The organism is Ulvibacter antarcticus (genome assembly GCF_003688405.1).
Taxonomy (GTDB): Bacteria; Bacteroidota; Bacteroidia; order Flavobacteriales; family Flavobacteriaceae; genus Ulvibacter; species Ulvibacter antarcticus.
Genome location: NZ_REFC01000013.1, coordinates 378,751 through 398,374, shown reverse-complemented (window position 1 = coordinate 398,374; position 19,624 = coordinate 378,751). Strand labels below are relative to the sequence as shown.

Annotated in this window: 19 protein-coding genes and 1 tRNA gene; 13 read left to right on the top strand and 7 right to left on the bottom strand. The window is 35.7% G+C overall.

Features of this window, described 5'->3' with window-relative positions:
• The first annotated feature begins 169 nt into the window (after positions 1-169).
• The 7 genes from BXY75_RS10720 to ribB all read left to right on the top strand — a co-directional run bounded on the left by BXY75_RS10720 (position 170) and on the right by ribB (position 8,533).
• Positions 170-1,579 (top strand): vWA domain-containing protein, encoded by a 1,410-nt coding sequence (locus BXY75_RS10720; RefSeq protein WP_121907747.1) that lies wholly within the window; start codon positions 170-172, stop codon positions 1,577-1,579.
• Positions 1,576-2,220 (top strand): hypothetical protein, encoded by a 645-nt coding sequence (locus tag BXY75_RS10715; protein ID WP_121907746.1) that lies wholly within the window; start codon positions 1,576-1,578, stop codon positions 2,218-2,220. The genes BXY75_RS10720 and BXY75_RS10715 overlap by 4 nt, the downstream gene beginning before the upstream one ends.
• Positions 2,221-2,253: 33 nt before the next feature.
• Positions 2,254-2,682 carry a hypothetical protein gene (locus BXY75_RS10710; protein WP_121907745.1) on the top strand — a complete coding sequence of 143 codons (429 nt, stop codon included), beginning with the start codon at positions 2,254-2,256 and terminating at the stop codon, positions 2,680-2,682.
• A gap of 123 nt (positions 2,683-2,805) precedes the next feature.
• Positions 2,806-5,208: an FtsK/SpoIIIE family DNA translocase gene (locus tag BXY75_RS10705; protein ID WP_121907744.1), complete on the top strand. Its 2,403-nt coding sequence runs from the start codon at positions 2,806-2,808 to the stop codon at positions 5,206-5,208.
• Position 5,209: 1 nt separating this feature from the next.
• Positions 5,210-5,851, top strand: a complete 642-nt coding sequence (locus tag BXY75_RS10700) for a LolA family protein (RefSeq protein WP_121907743.1) — start codon at positions 5,210-5,212, stop codon at positions 5,849-5,851.
• A gap of 9 nt (positions 5,852-5,860) precedes the next feature.
• The gene (locus BXY75_RS10695) at positions 5,861-7,312 is read left to right on the top strand and encodes an LptF/LptG family permease (RefSeq protein WP_121907742.1); all 1,452 of its coding nucleotides are present in this window, start codon (positions 5,861-5,863) and stop codon (positions 7,310-7,312) included.
• Between the two features lie 72 nt (positions 7,313-7,384).
• Entirely contained in the window at positions 7,385-8,533 is a 1,149-nt protein-coding gene (gene ribB, locus BXY75_RS10690) for a 3,4-dihydroxy-2-butanone-4-phosphate synthase (RefSeq protein ID WP_121907741.1), read from the top strand.
• A 70-nt stretch (positions 8,534-8,603) separates the two neighbouring features.
• On the opposite strand, the gene BXY75_RS10685 is transcribed toward ribB, so the two are convergent.
• The 6 genes from BXY75_RS10685 to BXY75_RS10660 all read right to left on the bottom strand — a co-directional run bounded on the left by BXY75_RS10685 (position 8,604) and on the right by BXY75_RS10660 (position 14,187).
• Positions 8,604-9,149, bottom strand: a complete 546-nt coding sequence (locus BXY75_RS10685) for a hypothetical protein (RefSeq protein ID WP_121907740.1) — start codon at positions 9,147-9,149, stop codon at positions 8,604-8,606.
• Between the two features lie 257 nt (positions 9,150-9,406).
• Complete coding sequence (locus BXY75_RS10680; protein WP_121907739.1) at positions 9,407-10,294, bottom strand: hypothetical protein; 888 nt, start codon at positions 10,292-10,294, stop codon at positions 9,407-9,409.
• A gap of 107 nt (positions 10,295-10,401) precedes the next feature.
• Entirely contained in the window at positions 10,402-11,577 is a 1,176-nt protein-coding gene (locus BXY75_RS10675; protein ID WP_170152880.1) for a leucine-rich repeat domain-containing protein, read from the bottom strand.
• 224 nt (positions 11,578-11,801) lie between these two features.
• Entirely contained in the window at positions 11,802-12,191 is a 390-nt protein-coding gene (locus BXY75_RS10670; protein WP_147437271.1) for a hypothetical protein, read from the bottom strand.
• A 22-nt stretch (positions 12,192-12,213) separates the two neighbouring features.
• Positions 12,214-12,753, bottom strand: a complete 540-nt coding sequence (locus BXY75_RS10665; RefSeq protein ID WP_147437270.1) for a hypothetical protein — start codon at positions 12,751-12,753, stop codon at positions 12,214-12,216.
• A 240-nt stretch (positions 12,754-12,993) separates the two neighbouring features.
• Positions 12,994-14,187: a DegT/DnrJ/EryC1/StrS family aminotransferase gene (locus BXY75_RS10660; protein WP_121907735.1), complete on the bottom strand. Its 1,194-nt coding sequence runs from the start codon at positions 14,185-14,187 to the stop codon at positions 12,994-12,996.
• A gap of 217 nt (positions 14,188-14,404) precedes the next feature.
• On the opposite strand from BXY75_RS10660, the gene BXY75_RS10655 reads away from it, so the two are divergent.
• Both BXY75_RS10655 and BXY75_RS10650 read left to right on the top strand, forming a co-directional pair.
• Positions 14,405-15,301 carry a DnaJ C-terminal domain-containing protein gene (locus BXY75_RS10655; RefSeq protein ID WP_121907734.1) on the top strand — a complete coding sequence of 299 codons (897 nt, stop codon included), beginning with the start codon at positions 14,405-14,407 and terminating at the stop codon, positions 15,299-15,301.
• On the top strand, positions 15,301-15,600 hold the full coding sequence (locus tag BXY75_RS10650; protein WP_121907733.1) for a chaperone modulator CbpM: 300 nt from the start codon (positions 15,301-15,303) through the stop codon (positions 15,598-15,600). Before BXY75_RS10655 ends, BXY75_RS10650 begins: the two co-directional genes overlap by 1 nt.
• A 3-nt stretch (positions 15,601-15,603) precedes the next feature.
• Here the strand turns inward: BXY75_RS10650 and BXY75_RS10645 are convergent, their stop codons facing one another.
• Positions 15,604-16,242, bottom strand: a complete 639-nt coding sequence (locus BXY75_RS10645) for an NAD(P)H-dependent oxidoreductase (RefSeq protein WP_121907732.1) — start codon at positions 16,240-16,242, stop codon at positions 15,604-15,606.
• Between the two features lie 91 nt (positions 16,243-16,333).
• Between BXY75_RS10645 and BXY75_RS10640 the strand changes: the two genes are divergently transcribed.
• The 4 genes from BXY75_RS10640 (at position 16,334) to BXY75_RS10625 (ending at position 19,590) form a co-directional block, all read left to right on the top strand.
• Entirely contained in the window at positions 16,334-16,726 is a 393-nt protein-coding gene (locus tag BXY75_RS10640) for an acyl-CoA thioesterase (RefSeq protein WP_121907731.1), read from the top strand.
• Between the two features lie 91 nt (positions 16,727-16,817).
• Positions 16,818-16,902 (top strand) — tRNA-Ser (locus BXY75_RS10635).
• Positions 16,903-17,368: 466 nt separating this feature from the next.
• The gene (locus BXY75_RS10630; protein WP_121907730.1) at positions 17,369-18,781 is read left to right on the top strand and encodes an exonuclease domain-containing protein; all 1,413 of its coding nucleotides are present in this window, start codon (positions 17,369-17,371) and stop codon (positions 18,779-18,781) included.
• Positions 18,782-18,957: 176 nt separating this feature from the next.
• A complete protein-coding gene (locus BXY75_RS10625) occupies positions 18,958-19,590 on the top strand; it encodes a Crp/Fnr family transcriptional regulator (RefSeq protein ID WP_121907729.1) in 633 nt (210 codons plus the stop codon).
• The last annotated feature ends 34 nt before the right edge of the window (positions 19,591-19,624 follow it).

The window sequence follows — 19,624 nt, the reverse complement described above, 5'->3', positions numbered from 1 at the left end:
CTGCTAAGACCTACTCCATCCTTCTGCGGGTTTATTCATTTCTATTCTTCCTTGTAAGATTTATCATTTTTTTATCGCTAAATGATAAATTTCTTCACTAACTAATTGATTTTAAGTTTGTTTCGATTAAATAGTTTTACTAATTTTAGCTAAACTAACAACTACAATTATGAAAAAAGCACTATTTCTTCTGTGTGCTTTCATGCTTTTTAGCTTCGGAAATGCACAAACAAAACAAAACCCTGAAGTTCCTTCACCAATAATATTTATTTATGATGCCAGTGGTTCTATGTGGGGTCAAATTCAGGGTAAAACAAAAATGGAAATTGCTTCTGAAGTATTGTCAACATCCATTAATCAATTACCTGAAAATCAGAAATTAGGACTGATAGCCTACGGTCATCGAAAAAAAGGGGATTGCCGGGATGTAGAAACTTTGGTCACTATGGATAATAGCTCGAAAGGGAAAGTTATTGCTGCTATTAGTGCGATAAAACCTTTAGGGATGACGCCCCTCGCCTATTCAGCAACTGCAGTGATTGATCAGCTTAGAAAATCTAAAGAAAAAGCAACCATCATACTAATCACAGATGGCATTGAATCCTGTGACGGAAATATTTGTGATGTGGTTGCCAATGCCAAAAAAGAAGGCATCGATTTTAAACTTCATATTGTCGGATTTGGTTTAAAATCGGGGGAAACTGAACAGCTTAAATGTGCTGCTAAGGCGGGTGATGGAAATTACTATGACGCTGCCGATGCAAGTGGTTTAGGACAAGCAATGGATGAGGTAGTAACAGCAACGATTGATAAGCCTGAAGGAAATTTAGGGGTGTTCGTTTTAAAAGACGGAAAACCTTTAGATGCTCAAGTAGTCGCTTATGCACCCAATACAGAAAACATAGTAGACCGCAAGCGTACTTATAAGGATACCGCATTTTTATATCTCCCTCAAGCAACGTACGATTTGAAAGTATACCAACATGATTTTGGAGCTGTTTCGGCCTTGACCATTAAAAACGTGAAGACGTTCACTGACAAAACTACTTATCAAACAGTAAGCCTAGACGGAGCAAAACTAAATTTCATGATAACGAATAATGGCGAATTGTGGGACAGTCAAATTGGAGTAAAAACGCTGGAAGGTAAAAATGTTATCGGTGGTCGTACTTACGCAAAACCCAAGATGTTAGATGTGGATCCCGGCACTTACAATATCGAGCTATACGCACGAACAACCAATGGTCATGAAAGTACAACCTCCCTCGAGAATATTAAAGTTGGCAATGGGGAAGTTACAGAAGTACAACACGATTTTAAAACTGGAGTTGCTATCCTCGGCGGTACTTTTGGAGGCGATCCATTCGATGTAGGTATAAATATAGTAGATGCCAAGAGTGGAAAAAGTGTATACGGAGGAAGAACCTACAAAAAGAACAAAGAAATAATTTTAAGCGTGGGATCCTATAACGTCACCTTGGTTGAGCATGGAGTTTACAACGCCTCTGCAAAGAGTTCGCAATTTACCATCGAGATAAAACAAGGTGAAACAGTGACTGAAATAAGAGAAGTAAAATGATAAATGGAAGGTACATTTTAATTCAAATTGTCTTATTATTTTTTTTCTTTGGAACCATTAGTATCAAGGCTCAGAATATTGAAATCGGTATGGGATTTTTCTCACCTACGACCGAAGTAGGAGAAGTCCTTTATCTGTACGACACCCCAAATCATAGAAAAAATACCGTCGCAGAACAACCTATAGACAGTATAACCTTCAAGAATTGGTACGGCAACAGTGAAATAGATTATGCTCCTAACTGGTTTGCGCCTATGCATCAAAAATTGGATTATGGTATTTTTTATATTCGGGTAAAACGAGTTGGGAGAGATTACCATGAGTTGGTCGTAAATGAAAAAACTGGAAAGACTGCATATATAGAGTCTGAAGCTGGAAAGTTTGTCTCCTGGCCCGAGTTTCTAATAGGGATGCATTCTATTGAATTTATTTCTGAAGGACAAAAAGTATATGACAACCCAATGATTACTTCAGCCGGTAAGGTGTATGAGAGGCCTTTCTTTCGCGCCCTTTATATAGTAGGTGATTGGATAGAAGTTATAATTATAGATAATGAAGGTTCCGGTGAAATCATAAGAAGAGGATGGATACACTGGAAAAAAGACGGAAAATTGTTAATTCGGTGGAGTCTCTTAAGTTAATATAAAATTAGAGTTCTTTTAAACAAAAAAATCATGAAAAAACTACTAAAACCCGCCTGCATTGGATTTTACATTTTAATGCTTTTAGCCTTCTTTATTGCTGGTCTCTTTTTCGCGGGATGGATAGATGCAGGTAAAAATCAAGGTCTGGCGGGCGGAGCTATTGTTGTAGGTTACGGAGTAATGTTTGGAGGAATTGCCTTTATCGCATCATTTTTTATCGCTTATTACCTACAGATAAAAACGCTGGTTAAATTAAACTGGCTTTTAATCGTACTAATACTTGTCACATATGGCTATAAACACTATGAATTTACGCAACGTGACAAGAAACAGGATGAGCGAAACGACCAAATTAGACAAAGTCCAAAAACTCCTACACAGACTGCGGAGGAAGTTAAAACAACGGCGATGTTTGAGGTCCATCTTGGGGAAAGTCGAACAAGCGCTAGTAGAAATTAGCCTTCCTTAAAATGAATTATATCAAATTATGATTCGCTTAATATCCTTCTATCTTTTATAAAATTTTCTTTAGTTTGGCACGTTTTGTTATTGTATTTTTGCTCAAAAGTCAACCTACCTTAAATGGCCAAGAAAAAGTCAGCTACATCTAAAAAACCCAAAACACCTTCAAAGAAAGTGTCCTTTACACTCTCCAAACAGCAAAAAATATTGTTGGGTAGTTTTCTTTTTCTACTTGGATTAGCGCTTGTTTTCTCTTTTATTTCCTATTTCTTTACCTGGCAGGCAGATCACAGCCTGGTCGGCGATATAACCGATCGTGAATTAGTCACTAAAAACTGGCTAAATAAGTTTGGGACCAATGTCGGTCACTTTTTTATATATAATGGCTTCGGAATTTCCTCCTTTATTCCTGCGGTTCTCATCACACTAACCGGAATATACTATTTTTTCGATTATCCTAAAAAGCAACTACTGAAATTCTGGTTTTGGGGCATACTCGTAATGCTTTGGATATCAGTTTTGTTCGGTTTCTTTACTTCAAAAAATTCATTGCTTAGCGGGATATTTGGATACGAAATTAACGATCTAATGCAAGATTATCTAGGTCTTCTTGGAGCTATCCTTGTAATGACCTTTTTACTGATCGCATATGCTGTAATGCGATTAAAAGTTACGCCCGAAAAGATTGCTACTGCATTGAAACGTACTAAAAAAGATATAGCTTCCGATTTTTCTTCGGAAGGAGTTGCTAATGCTTCGGAAGATATTGCAATTGATTCTGAAACTGGTACTAGTATTAGTTCAAAAAAGCCTTCAGAAGAGATAAAACCAACTACTGAAGCAACCGCAAAACCATTGGATCTTTCAGAAAAGAAAGTAGAAAACAACCCATTGGAAAAAATCGTTCTTAAATCTGAAATCGAAGGTGATCTCGACATGGAAGTAGAACAAGCCGTCGAAGAAGAAACTGTTTCTGAGAATTTAAGTGATAAACTAGTAAAGGATTATGGGGAATTCGACCCTAGATTAGAGCTAAGCAATTATAAGTTTCCAACCATTGAGCTATTAAGAGACCATACTTCTGGTGGCGGAATTACCATCAATCAGGAAGAACTCGAAGAAAATAAAAATCGTATTGTCGATACGCTTAGTAACTATAAAATCGGGATTGCAAGCATTAAAGCAACGGTTGGACCAACGGTTACCTTGTACGAAATTGTACCTGAGGCTGGAATTAGAATTTCGAAGATCAAGAATCTAGAAGACGATATTGCATTATCACTCTCGGCACTAGGAATTCGTATCATCGCTCCTATTCCGGGGCGTGGAACTATTGGAATTGAGGTTCCTAATAAAAATCCTAAAACGGTTTCTATGCGTTCAGTGATTGCTTCACCGAAATTTCAGAATGCAGAAATGGAGCTTCCGCTAGCACTAGGAAAAACCATTAGCAACGAAACCTTTGTGGTCGATCTTGCTAAGATGCCTCACTTATTAATGGCTGGGGCTACTGGGCAAGGGAAATCGGTTGGTTTGAATGCTATTCTAACTTCATTGATCTATAAAAGACACCCCGCCGAAGTGAAATTCGTTCTGGTCGATCCAAAAAAAGTAGAACTTACTCTTTTCAATAAAATTGAGCGACATTTTCTGGCAAAATTGCCGGATACCGAAGAAGCTATCATTACAGACACAACCAAAGTAGTACATACGCTAAACTCACTTTGTATTGAAATGGATAATCGTTACGACTTGCTTAAAGATGCGATGGTTCGTAATATTAAGGAATACAACACAAAATTTAAAGCCCGCAAGCTCAATCCTAATGAAGGGCATCATTTTCTACCCTATATAGTACTTGTAGTAGACGAGTTCGCAGATCTTATCATGACTGCCGGAAAAGAGGTAGAAACCCCAATTGCTCGTCTGGCACAATTGGCGCGTGCTATTGGGATTCACTTGATCATCGCCACCCAGCGTCCGTCGGTGAATGTGATTACGGGAATTATTAAAGCGAATTTCCCCGCCAGAATTGCTTTTAGAGTGACAAGTAAGATAGATTCGCGTACTATTTTAGATGGTTCAGGAGCCGATCAGCTAATAGGTCGAGGTGATATGTTATATACTCAAGGAAACGATCTAATTCGTTTACAATGTGCTTTCGTGGACACTCCCGAAGTGGCTGATATTACTGAGTATATAGGTTCCCAAAAAGCTTACCCTGAAGCGCATCAATTACCTGAGTACGTCGGTGAAGAAGGTGGCACAAATCTTGATATTAATATCGACGAACGAGACAATAAATTTAGAGAGGCAGCCGAAGTATTGGTTATTGCTCAACAAGGCTCTGCATCTCTTTTGCAACGAAAACTGAAATTAGGTTACAATCGCGCAGGCAGAATTATAGATCAATTAGAGGCAGCAGGTATTGTAGGACAATTTGAAGGAAGTAAGGCAAGGCAAGTGCTCGTTCCAACTATTGAAGCATTAAACCAACTATTAGATAACGAAAATAATACCTAAAATGAAAAATACGTTCCTTTTACTACTGGCAGTTTTCACTTTTTCAATTGCGAACGCTCAAAGTGCGAAGGCATTGTTGAATGAAGTTTCAGCAAAAGCGAAGAGTTACGACAATATTCAGATCGATTTTAAGTATAATCTGAATAATTCTAAAGAAGACGTTAATCAAGAGACCCGTGGTGATGTATCATTATCCGGAAATAAGTATGTTCTTAATATGCTTGGAACCACTCGTCTATTTGATGGGAAAAATATTTACACCATAGTTCCTGAAGACGAGGAAGTAACTATTTCAAAGTATAGTGCTCAGGATGATAAAGAAATAACGCCTTCGAAAATGCTCACTTTTTACGAGAGCGGTTATAATTATAAAATGGACATTGAACAAAACCTGAAAGGGAGAAAAGTTCAGTTTATTAAATTAACTCCGATCGATTCCAAAGCAGAAATAAAAGACATTCTTTTAGGAATAGATGTACAAACAAAGCACATTTACAAGCTTATTCAAACTGATGCTAAGGGAACGAAATATACATTGACTGTAAATTCGTTTAAAACCAACCAGCCTCTTTCGAAAACCTTGTTTACATTTGACGAAGCAAAATTCAAGCAGGAAGGATATTACATCAACAAGCTTGATTAAAGCTGTGTTTTGAAGATATTAGACCGCTACATATTAGTGACTTACCTGAAGACGTTTTTTAGCGTCTTCATTATTTTAATGTTCATTTTTGTACTACAGACTATTTGGCTCTACATCAATGAACTTGCGGGTAAAGACCTGGATATCTGGATTGTCTTAAAATTTTTGTGGTTTGTCTCACCGCGACTTATTCCACTCGTGCTCCCACTAACAATATTGGTGACCTCCTTGATGGTTTTTGGAAATTTTTCTGAAAACTACGAATTCGCCGCCATGAAATCTACAGGAATTTCGTTGCAACGTGCTATGCGGAGTCTTACTGTTTTTATCCTACTTCTAAGTTTTACCGCCTTCTTATTTGCTAATAATGTAATCCCTTGGTCTGAATACAAATGGCAAAATTTAAGAAGAAATATTGCTCAAGTGAGTCCGTCGATGGTTATTGCCGAAGGACAGTTTAGTCAGATAGGTGATGATTTCAATATTAAAGTAGGCGAAAAGAGCGGAGATCGGGATCAGTTCCTGAAGGATGTTGTAATACATAAAAAAGATCCTTCAAGACCCAATGGTAATTTCACAGTAATCATTGCAGACAACGGAGAATTAGCTAGTGAAGAAGGAAGCAATACTTTATCTCTTATTCTGAAAGACGGGAATTACTATGACGATGTACAACAGAAGGACCCTAAAAAGCAGTTACGACAGCCTTTCGCAAAAAGTTATTTTGAAGAATATGCGATTAATATTGACCTCACAGCGTTTAATAATACTGATGTAGAGAAGGAGAACGAGCTTTCCAATCAGAACATGTATAAAATGAGCGAACTATTTGTGGAGATTGATTCGCTATCGGTGAGCTATTCGAAGGATATTCGATTGTTTTCTGAAAACATGTACTATCGAAGTGGAGTTTCAAAATTTAGTGATTATACCAAAATAGATTCGGTGTCTACCGATACGCTCGAAACCATACTGAATATTTTTCCGAAGAAAAGACAAGCAGAAATCGTCGATATGGCCTTAAATAACATAAAAGGAACTATCCAATCAGTTGGTTCTAAGAAAAACGAATTTAAGGTAAAAACGAAGCGACTCAATAAGTTTGAAATGGCCTTGCATGATAAGTATGTATTGGCTTTTGCCTGCATCATTCTGTTTTTTGTGGGTGCTCCCCTAGGTGCGATAATTCGAAAAGGAGGCATGGGACTACCGATGGTGGTCGCTATTGTACTTTTTCTTACCTATCATTTTATTGGAATATTTGCTAAAAACAGTGCTGAAGATGGAACACTTCACCCTTTTATCGCCACTTGGTTGAGTACGGTGATTATGCTCCCATTGAGCGTTTGGCTTACATATAGAGCCACCACAGATCAAGGTATTTTTGATATCGATTCATTTGTGCAACGAATAGGCAGGCTTTTTGGAAAGAAAGCATCTGATAATGAGCTCCCCGAATAATTCGAAAATACAATCGCGAATTGGGCACAGCTTATTCCTATTTATTATCTTTGCAGCATCTAAAAAAATGTTATGATTACCACGAAAAACGGTACTTCCATCAAATTAAATACCATTTCCGAAGCTATTGAAGACATTCGAAATGGCAAGATCATTATTGTTGTCGACGACGAAAATCGCGAGAATGAAGGTGATTTTATTGCTGCTGCAGAAATGGTGACTCCCGAAATGATCAATTTTATGGCCACGAACGGTCGCGGATTGATTTGTGCACCCTTAACAGAGGAGCGCTGTAAGGAGCTGGATTTAAACATGATGGTTGAGAATAATACCGTTTTACACCATACTCAATTTACAGTTTCAATCGACTTGATTGGTCATGGATGCACGACGGGTATTTCAGTTCACGATCGCTCTAAGACTATCAAATCATTGGTAGATAAAAATACGAAACCAAGTGATTTAGGACGTCCCGGACATATATTTCCTTTACGTGCAAAATCTGGAGGCGTTTTACGACGTACCGGACATACTGAAGCTGCGATCGATTTAGCCAGACTTGCCGGATTGGAGCCCGCTGGTATTTTAGTAGAGATTTTAAATGAAGATGGAACCATGGCTAGACTTCCTCAATTAGTCGAAGTTGCTAAGAAATTCGATTTAAAGCTTATTTCAATCGAAGATTTGGTTGGATACAGAATGGAACATGATTCTTTGATTAGGAAGGAAGAAGATTTTAATATAAGTACCCGCTTCGGAAGTTTTCGCTTAAGAGCTTACAAACAAACAACAAATGACCAGGTACACATTGCACTTACTCGCGGATCCTGGGATGTGAATGAGCCCGTTTTAGTGCGTGTAAATGCCACTTTAGTGAATGGTGATATCCTCGGAACGCTTACCAATAATGCAGAGCAAAAACTTGATGACATGTTTAATGTAATCAATAAAACTGGAAAAGGGGCTATTGTATTTATCAATCAACAGAGTCAGTCGTTAAATCTTCTAAAAAGATTATCTGAGCTGAAAGAGGCTCAAAGTGATGACGAGATTGCCAAAGCTCCTAGGATTGAGATGGATAATAAAGATTTTGGAATTGGCGCTCAGATATTACATGATCTTGGAATTCATAAAATTCGATTGGTTTCCAATAGCGCACAAACCAAACGTGTTGGGATGATTGGTTATGGACTGGAAATTACTGAATATGTAAATTACTAGTCTTTCAGACCTAAATTCTTCTCAAGGCAATTTATAGCACAGAATTTACCTTCAGTATAACAAGCAAACATTAAAAGGAGATATTCACGAAAGGAATCACCGGACTAGTATAAACACTTTTGTCTGAATCGTAGAGCACATTATACTTAGCGCCTACCGATATATTTTCAGTGATATTGAGTCCAGCACCTACAAATAGAGCGGAATCCCAATAATTGTCCTCTGTTTCGCCATTCGCCGTTTCAGTTTTTGTGGTAACGTTTAATTCTGCGAATTCGATTAATGTGGTTAACAATTTAATTGGCGTGTATTGAGTGATTATATTGGCCCCAAAAGTGGTTGTGTTTTGCAAATTCTTGATTGCCGAATAACTCCCCTGTATTCCAACACCCAAACTAAATTTCTCATTGTATTGATAAGCAATATTTGGTGCTAAGCTAATATTGGTGCCTCCAATAAAACTAAGTCCGAAGCCACAACCAAACTTAAATCTGGGTTGTTTCTGTGCTGTGCTGTCGATTACTTCAATTTGTGTAGTTTGAGTAAAACCGTCTACGCTAAACAATAGAACTCCAATTATAATAACTGCTTTAATAAAAAATTTGAATAATTTCATGAGGTTGGTCTATGAGGATTGATTGCTAAGTTACATTAATTAGTGCTTATCCTAAATGATGCTTGCCATTTTACCGCTCTTTTCTTCAGCTGAGTTTCAGACCATCTAATTTTTACCAAGGAAGAAAATGTACATCACGTTCATAAATTGCTTCTGAATAAATCTTTTTTATTTGAATTACTGCACAAGGGAACTTCTCTAAGGGCGTTAAATTTCTAATATGCTCCCAACCATTTAATAATACCTATTGTTGGCGACTATTTTGACTCTTTTCTGAAAAAATACTCAGCATCAGACGGCATTTCTTCAACCAAAGTGTGATTATGTTTTTTAAACCAAGATGCATTCAAACCTCTTTCGTGTTTCAAATCATAACTGCCAATAATTTCAGTTTTTACGAAATTCCAACCTGATTTAAAGCCTAAATCATAAACAACAGTTGTCTTAGCTTCAATGGTATTCGTACCATCCCTACGCACTTTATCCGTTCTTATTTCATCCCCCAACATTGCCGCATCTCCATCAACGTAAGCCAAGTAAACTAGATAACCTTCATCTCCCATGGTGAGTGTACTCTGATTGGTCAGGTTATAAGTTGTTCGCACCGAGTTTCCAATCGTTAAGTTTCCTATGGTGATGCCGTTCTTTTCAACACCTATAGTGGTATTAGAAAAATATCCTGTTTTGTGATTTTTATATTCTAGATTCGAAATGTCTTGCAGGTCGTAAAAAACAAGATTGTTCAAATTATCCAGTTTTGTTTCAGTCTTTATATTTTTAGGTAAATTAATAGTTACAAGCCCTTCGGAAGTGATGCTTCCCACTTTAAAAGTTCTTGACTGTACATCATTTTGTTGTTTCCTGTAGGTCATAACCAGCTCAACTTCTCCTTCATCCCAAGCCTCAAATTTGTTATTTTTGCTCATTAAAGTATTCTTCCAATACCAGTCGTCTTGGGGATTTGAAGCTTTTGACTTATTATTTTTCACTATAACTTCAACTTCAGGCTGTGTTTTTTCTACATTCCTAGTTTCAGTATTTGTTATACTATCCTGAATTGCTTGAGTAGAATTTTTATTACTTTCTCCATTTTTACAACTATTCAAGAGAAAAAAGACAAACAATATGATTATAGTTGGTTTCATAATATCTTGGATTTAGTTTTTACTCTTTAGAATTAATTTCCTGCTGTAAAATCTAATGATTACTATTGCTGTTCCATTTTTAAATCTCAATAAAAAATCTCAGTTTATCAATTCAATATCAATTTTTTAGAAAGTGTAGCATTCATGGTTTTAATATTTAAAACATAAATGCCTTGAGCCATAGAAGAGACATCTATCCTGTTCTCACCATTGTTAATCAATCCTGTTTTTAGAATTTGACCGCTCATTGTCAATATGTTATAAGTACCATCTTCCACCATCAAGACGTTAAGCACACCCTTTGTCGGATTTGGAAAAACAACCACACTTTCATTCAGATCATGGTCTCCAACCGACAGACTGCAGTCTAAATTAAAACTGGTCTGAGGATCAATATCTGTCCAATTAGTGGTAGAATAAGCTACATCATCAACCGTAATACAGTTAAGATTTGAGTTATTCATGGCTACAAAGTATGTTACATTAGTATTGTTACCATTTTTAACGTTTAAATTGGTCAATTGATTGGCATTACAATTAAGATATGTTAAATCAGTTTGTATAGATAAGTCCAACTCGGTCAATAGGTTATTGACACAAGACAATTCCTTCAAAACTAAATTTTGTGAAAGGTCTAAACTTGTCAATGATTCGCAGTTGTTTGTGCCTAAATACTCTAATAAAGGGTTCTGAGACACATTTAATTCGGAGAATGGATTTCCAGCACACAACAAATAATATAGTGATGGGTTTTGTGTGAGATCCAGACTATTAAGTTGGTTACCTCCACATTCCAATTGTTCCAAAGCACTATTTTGTGTAAGGTCTAAACTACTGATTGGATTTCCACTGCATTTTAAAACCGTTAAATTAGCTAAAGGGCTTACATTTAAAGTAGCAATTTCGTTCATTCTACAATTAGCGGCAATAATCGCCAGGTTATTAGTTATATCTAAACTTGTTATTTGATTAAAGCTGCAGTTAAAATTTTCCAAGTTTGTATTCTGGCTAAGGTCCAGACTGGTCAATAGGTTTCCACTGCAATTCATATAAGTTAATGCGACAAAATCTTCAATACCGGTGAGGTCTGCAATGTTCATGTTGTCTACAGTTAGACTTGTAACACTGCTAATATCTGCAGTTGTTACATAATCGTCTAAAACAGTGTCGTAACCAAGATCAATCAAGGCTTGTTCAAAGTTGTCGTCTGGCACGTAGGTCTGTTGTGAAAAGCCTGAAAGGCCTATTAAAATTGTCAAAAGTGTAATGATTTTAGTTTCCATAATGATTGTATTTTGGCTATAGTTAAATTTAAATGATCCTATTAATTGGTTTACTTCATTTTCCATATCGGTTGTTATTATTTTTGATTATGGATCAATATTATTGAGCAGCTTAATTAATGGGAGTTATTATAATTTTTACTACATCGGACTAGACCATCGTTTCCATTATGTCTAATCTTGGTTCCAAATGCATTAATCGGTTTTCTGACTAATCCACTTAATCAACCACCTCCAAAAATTTCTTCACAACGGTTCCAGGTACTTGTCATATCTTCTTCCAGCTGTTGTTTTCTATCTAGAATTCGTCCTATGAAGTTAAAATATTCGGTATCCGTACATCCTGCAATAGTATTCAATGTATCGTTCGCATTCTGCAAACGAACTATATATGCCTGAGTGTAACTTTTCCTATTTAAACAAGCTTCTAACGACTGATCATTACCGTCACTATCAGGTTGAATCATTAACGCTATGTAATCGTCTTCAGCCTGATCCAGTAATTTTGAAAAAGCTACTGCACAATCCGATTTGCCAAGATTTTGAATGTCATCAGTACCACAGGAAAATGATATTAAAAAGATACTGATGTAGAATAATTTTAAACTTCTCATAATTTTAGTTATATCTTGATTATTAATAGTTGACATTCACCTTGCCGGAAATTGGGAAATTATTGTCGAAATTTAGCATTCCTCCAGCTTCTCCTTCAAATTTCATTTGTAATTGGGTATCGGAAATTTTCTCTATTTCAATGATTCCCTTTCTAAAAATGATACGCTTATTCATTCTTTTGGTATCCCTATTGGCATTATAAAAATTGAGATCAACCATTATTTCAGGAGAATTGGCATCCGGAATAATATAAGTAGCATGGCCTTTTTCTAAAATATTGGTGTCAGTTAGATTTAAATTAAGTTTCAAAGGATTGCCATTTTCCCAAAATTCAAGGAAGATGGAATCTTTTTTAAAGATTGATTTTGAATTAGGCTCGACATTTTCTTGTTTTATTTGAAAAACCCGACCTTCCATATAAACTTCAATTGCATTATTATTTGAATTGCCGGATAGTTTTGCAATTTCATTCTTATGATTTTGATTGCAAGAAATTAGAAGTAGTAACAAAAGAAAAACTGGGATATAATTGCTCCGTTTAGTTTGTTTTAGAAAAGACATACGGTTTAAGGTATTAGCATTAATAATGATAGTACTGCGAATATAGTTCAAGCATGAATCGGGCTTTATCACATATGTTACAATCTTTGCAACATATGTAACAGTAATAATTATTAGCCGTATTTACTGGTGATTGAAGAAGTTTACTTTACTTCTTGTATATAAATAGTTGCTTACAATTGAGAGTTTGTTACTATCAAAAGCAATATTTAATTGAAGAAATGAATTGAATTTAAAAAATTATTGTACTGAATTGATGGCTTTTTTCATTTTTTCAGCCCGTTCTTTTACCTGAGCCTCAGTCCATCCTATCTTTACCAAAGAAGAAATAGTACGTCCCATCCAAGCGTCACTTTTGGAGAAATCCGTTTCGATTAAATTTTGCATTTGTTTTTTTACTTCGGAAGGGAGGTTTCCCATGGACGTTAAGTTTCTTAGATGCTCCCAACCATTTACATAATGCCAGTTGTTTGTATACCAATAGAAACATGCATCTACGCCAGCTTCAGACAACGCATTATGTGCCTTTTGTGCAATGCTTTCCGAAGCCAAAAAGAAATTCAGAAAAGAATAATTTTCAACACCACCTTCAGGCACTCTTCTAAAGGTCAATCCTTCAACAGTTTCTAAAGTTTCTCTCATAATAGTATAGTTCCGCTTCTGAAGGGCAAGAATGCTATCGAGTTTACCTAATTGTGCGACCCCAACGGCAGCGTTTAGTTCTGAAATACGAAAATTATACCCCAAATGAGGATGTGTTTCTGCACCGCGATCATTTCCGAAGTGATCATGTCCATGATCCTGATACTGATCTGCGTTGATGGCATATTTTTCAGAATTGGTAATAATTCCACCTCCTTCACCGCAGGTAATAGTCTTTACATAATCGAAAGAAAAACATCCCAAATCTCCGTAGCTACCAAGAGGTTTCCCCTCGTAGGTCCCTCCCAATGCCTGACAAGCATCTTCGAGCAGTATTAAATTATGTGCATCACAAATAGACTTTAATGCTTTAAGATTGGCCATAGAGCCACACATATGTACCGGCATTATACAACGAGTTCTTGGAGTAATGGCAGCTTCGACCGCTTTAGGATCGAGTGTTAACGTATCGTCGATATCCACTAAAATAGGAACAGCTCCCAGCGCAATTATCGATTCAAAGCTTGCAACAAAGGTAAATGTTGGCATGATTACCTCATCCCCTGCTCCAATTCCTGCAGAGGCTAATGCTACTGTTAAAGCAGATGTTCCACTGGAAACCAACTGACAATGTTGTGATTGCATTCTTTTAGCAAAGGCTTTTTCGAACTCCTTTGCTTTCCAATGTCCGTTTCGCATTCCATCAAAACCATATCGCATCAATACACCACTTTCTAATACATCATTTACTTGTTTGCGTTCTTCGTCGCCAAATATTTCAAATCCGGGCATAGCTAATAGGTTATTTTAATGTGAAATTTCTTTAAATGCGTCAACTGAAAGACGTAAAACAAAGGTAATGGTTGCGTTGTGAAGCTACAAATGAACGTCACTAATAAAATAGATCAAATTTCAAGTTCTGTATATTCTTGTGATAAACTTTTCCTAATTCAGACGTTGAAAAATCTGTTTTTCGTAATTTTAATAGCTCAGAGAATCAGAGTGACATATGCCATATATAGATTACTATAAAATATTAGGTATTTCTAAAACGGCTACTTCCGAAGAGATTAAAAAAGCGTATCGGAAATTAGCCAGAAAGTACCATCCGGACGTGAATCCTAATGACAAGGACGCGGAACATAAGTTTAAAGAAATTAATGAAGCAAATGAGGTGCTAAGCCATTCAGAAAACCGTAAAAAATATGACGAGCACGGGAAAGACTGGAAACACGCCGATGAGATTAATAAGGCCAGACAGCAACAACGACAATACCAATCGTCCGGTGGGCAGTATGCTTCGGAAGGATATGGAGATGAGGCTTATTCCGACTTTTTTGAATCAATGTTTGGCGGAGGCAGGACTACTGGTGGTGGCTTCCGAAGAGAAACAAAGTTTAAAGGACAAGATTTTAATGCATCCTTACAGCTAAATTTAAAAGATGTTTACGCTTCGCACAAGCAAACGCTTACTGTTAATGGAAAAAATATACGCCTAACTATTCCTGCAGGGGTTGAAAACGGACAGATTATTAGAATCAAGGGACATGGTGGTGAAGGAACAAACGGAGGTCCGAAAGGAGATCTTTTAATTCAGTTTAACATTTTGAACAACACTGCATTTAAAAGGGACCGCAGCAATCTTTATAGTAATGTTGCACTGGATTTCTATACTGCTGTACTAGGGGGAGATATCATGGTAGATACTTTTGACGGGAAGGTGAAGCTTAAGGTAAAACCCGGCACACAAACCGATTCGAAGGTAAAATTAAAAGGAAAGGGCTTTCCTGTTTACAAAAAAGAAGAACAATTTGGGGATCTATACATTACATTCAAGATAGAGATTCCAACAAATCTTTCAGAAAAAGAAAGAACGCTATTTGAAGAATTGCAAAAAAACAAATAATGATGGATACTCAAGAATATATTTCAATAAAGCACATTTGTTCGTTGTACAATATAGAGACCACTTTTGTATCAAGTTTAAATGAGCTTGAGTTAGTGGAGCTTACCTATAGGCAACAAGAATATTTTGTACATAGAGACAATATTCACAAGGTTGAACGAATGATTCGAATACACCGGGATTTGCACATTAATCCTGAAGGAATCGATGTGGTATTGAATCTATTGGAAAAGGTAGAAGCGATGCAAAGAGAAACTAACAAGCTAAAAAATCGCTTAAGCTTGTACGAAAATGAATAGGGCTTATTTCATTTCAATAATTACCTCATCCACGCCCCTACGCACTTTTTTTAGGTCTGCAAAGAAGTCGTCTTCAGCTCTATAACCTACCGCGAGCACAAGAACCGACTCTAAGCCTAGCTCATTTAATTTCAAGAGTTCATTGTATTTTTCGGGTAAAAATCCTTCAATGGGACAGGAATCTATGCCTTCAAGCGCGCAGACAGTTAGAAGATTTCCCATTGCTAAATAAACTTGTTTTGCCATCCAGTTATCGAGTGATTCCTTAGATTTTTCAGAAAAATCATTCACTAAAAACGTTTCAAAAGGAGAAAGAATGGATCGAGGTGTGTTTCGTGTTTCTTCTACTTTATTAAAATATTCCTTTATATATTTTCCATCTACTTTTGCTTCTTTACACAGCACTAATACATGAGAAGCATCACCTACTTGCGTCTGATCCATTGTAATTGGAACCAGTTTATTCTTTACTTCGGAATCAGAGATCACAATCATTTTTAAAGGTTGAAGCCCATATGAAGTTGCAGTAAGGTTAAATGAGTGTTTAAGGATATTTAATTTTTCTTCTGAAAGTATTTTAGTGGAATCAAATTTTTTAGTGGCATATCGCCATTCTAGTTTTGATATAATTTCTGAAGCCATATTGTATCTTTGAATTGCAAATTTAAGCATACCTATAGAAAATGAAGTCGAAGGCGATAATATCTTTCTATAATCACTAATAAAAAACAATATGACTCACATTGAAGAATTAAAGGATAAAAGTGAAACGCGAATATTTAAGGCGGTGTTTCCGAATACTACCAATCATTATGACACTCTATTTGGTGGAACTGCCTTACAATTAATGGATGAAGCATCTTTTATTTGTGCAACCAGATTCAGTAGAAAGAAAATGGTAACGGTATCTACCGATAAAATTGACTTCACCACTCCCATTCCACAAGGAACAATCGTAGAATTAGTGGCGAGAGTAGATAAAGTTGGGCGAACCAGTTGCGTTGTTAAAGTCGATATTTTTATGGAGGAAATGTATAGTTATCAACGGGATAGAGCAGTGTCAGGATTATTTACTTTTGTGGCTATTGGCAACGATAAAAAGCCTGTTGCAATTATTGATAATTAATTTTAAAAAAGTCTTTACAAAACAAAAAAAGCTTTCTATATTTGCATCCTCTTACGCAGAAATGCTTTAGAGGACGCGAGACCGCGTAAATGGAGAGTTGGCAGAGTGGTCGAATGCGGCAGTCTTGAAAACTGTTGAGGGTCACACCTCCAGGGGTTCGAATCCCTTACTCTCCGCAAAAGGAAACCCATAACGATAGTTATGGGTTTTTTGTTTTTGGAAAACGCTCAAGCTATTTCAGCTTGAAGGTGTTTTTAAAAAATAAAAAATCTAGTCACGCTTTTTTTAGCGTGACCTTGGGTTTCTATGCTTGTACAGGATATCCTTTTAGGATCACATTTTTTTGTAATCCCTTACTCTCCGCAAAAGGAAACCCATAACGATAGTTATGGGTTTTTTGTTTTTGAAAAACGCCCAAGCTATTTCAGCTTGAAGGTGTTTTTAAAAAATAAAAAATCTAGTCACGCTTTTTTTAAGCGGGGTGTTGGGTTTCTATGCTTGTACTGGATATCCTTTTAGGATCACATTTTTGTAATCCCTTACTCTCCGCCAAAGGAAACCCATAACGATAGTTATATGGTTTTTAGGCTTCGGAATTATTCCAGCATTAGGAATTATTCCAACTTTATATATATTTGCAAAATGAATTTTACAGCATCAAAATATTCGATAATTGACGTTGAAACTACCGGAGGTGTTCGTTATGGTCGTATGACCGAAATTTGTATCATTACTATAGAAAATATGCAGGTTGTTGATGTTTATCAATCTCTTTTAAATCCTGAAGTGGCAATACCTAGAAATATTACAGCACTGACAGGCATTACAAATGAAATGGTACAGGATGCCCCGAAATTTCATGAGATAGCGAACATTATTCTTGAAAAGACCGAGAACGCAATTTTTGTTGCTCATAGTGTAAATTTTGACTTTGGGTTTTTAAAGAAGGAATTTGATTCTATAGGATTAAAATTTTCGAAAAGAAAACTATGTACTGTCAGATTATCGAGAAAATTAATACCGGGTTTAAAGTCTTACAGCTTAGGTAGACTCTGTAGAGATATTGGTATAAATCTAATTGGTGCGCATAGAGCTGAAGCAGATACAAGGGCAACTGCAATGTTGTTTTTAAAATTATTAGCTATTGATCAATTAAATGAATTTAAAACTTTTACAAGCTTTTTAAATAAGTCTTCCAGGCAAGCCACCTTACCACCAAATATATCCACAGAAGACTTTGAAAAACTTCCAGAAACCCCTGGAATATATATCTTTAAGGATAAATTAGATAAGGTCTTATATGTGGGTAAAGCAAAGAATATTAAATCCAGAGTATTATCTCATATTTATTCTAAAAGTCAAAATTCTTTAAACCTATGTACCGAAACATTTCATTTAGATTTTGAAGAAACTGGCAACGAGTTAACTGCACTTCTCTTAGAGGCAGATTATATAAGACGATTCTACCCAAAATTTAACAAAGCGCAGAAAAGGCCGGCATATACGTATCAAATTATCTCTTATAGAAATCAGAGGAATATAATTCAGCTAGCTCTGGGAAGAACTAAAAATTCATTTAATTCGGTATTAACAATATACAATAAAACAGTTGGTTTGGAAACTCTCATGGAGCTTTGCAGTACATATAATCTTTGCCCGAAGTATTGTTCGCTTCAAACTACGAACGAAGCTTGCACCCATTATAAAATCACTAATTGTAGGGGAATTTGTTCAAAAAACGAACCAACGGAAACCTATAATGAGCGGGTGTTACATGCTATAAATGAATTAGATGAAAGAAAAGAAACTTACGTTATTATCGAAAAAGGACGGACAGTATTAGAAAACTGCATCATTCTTGTTGAAAATGGTACTTACTTCGGATTTGGATTTATAGAAAAAGAAAATACTGTAGAAAATTTTGAAGATTTTAGGAATTATATTAATCGGTATCAGAATACTTATCATACATCAAAAATCTTACGTTCCTATGCAAGAAAAGATATAAATCAACATAGATTTACTACCGCTGAAAATGTTTCTTTTTTTGAATGAAATTTTTGTTATTTTAAAAAATAAACAGCCTGTTATAAAGCTTTTCAATTTACTTCGGTAAATAATAAAGAAAATAAACTAAGTAAAGTAATATTACATTTCATTGGGAAATCATTTTTGGTTTTAGAAATTGAGAGAGGTACTATTAATGACATACATAAAAACGCAAATTAAAAATGATTAATGAATTAAAGAATAGCTATGGTAACTTATTTGAGGATGCATTACTAAATGAGATATTAGAAGTTGGAACCTTCAAGGAAATACCAGAAGGATTTAAAATGATAGAAATAGGTGAATTTGTAAAATCAATGCCTCTTCTAATATCCGGAGTTATTAAAGTACTACGGGAAGACAACGATGGAGATGAGCTTTTGCTCTATTATTTAGAAAAAGGAGAAACGTGTTCAATGACAATGACCTGTTGTATAGGCCATAAAAAAAGTGAAATAAGGGCAATTGCAGAAACCGATGCAAAATTAATAATGATCCCTGTTGGGAAAATGGAAGAATGGACCGCGAAATATAAGTCTTGGAGAAATTTTGTTTTTGAAAGTTACCAAAACAGAATAAATGAATTGTTAATGACAATTGATAGTATTGCATTCTATCAGATGGATGAAAGATTAACTCAGTATTTAATTGAAAAATCCAGGGTTAATGAAAACAACATAATTAAAAATACCCATCAAGAAATTGCATACGACCTTCATACATCAAGAGTGGTAATATCAAGATTATTAAAAAAAATGGAACAGCTTGGTAAAATTGAACTAAATAGAAATTATTTGAAAATAATAAAATTATAGTCTCATTTACCTTATTTAATCTTTCCACACCTAA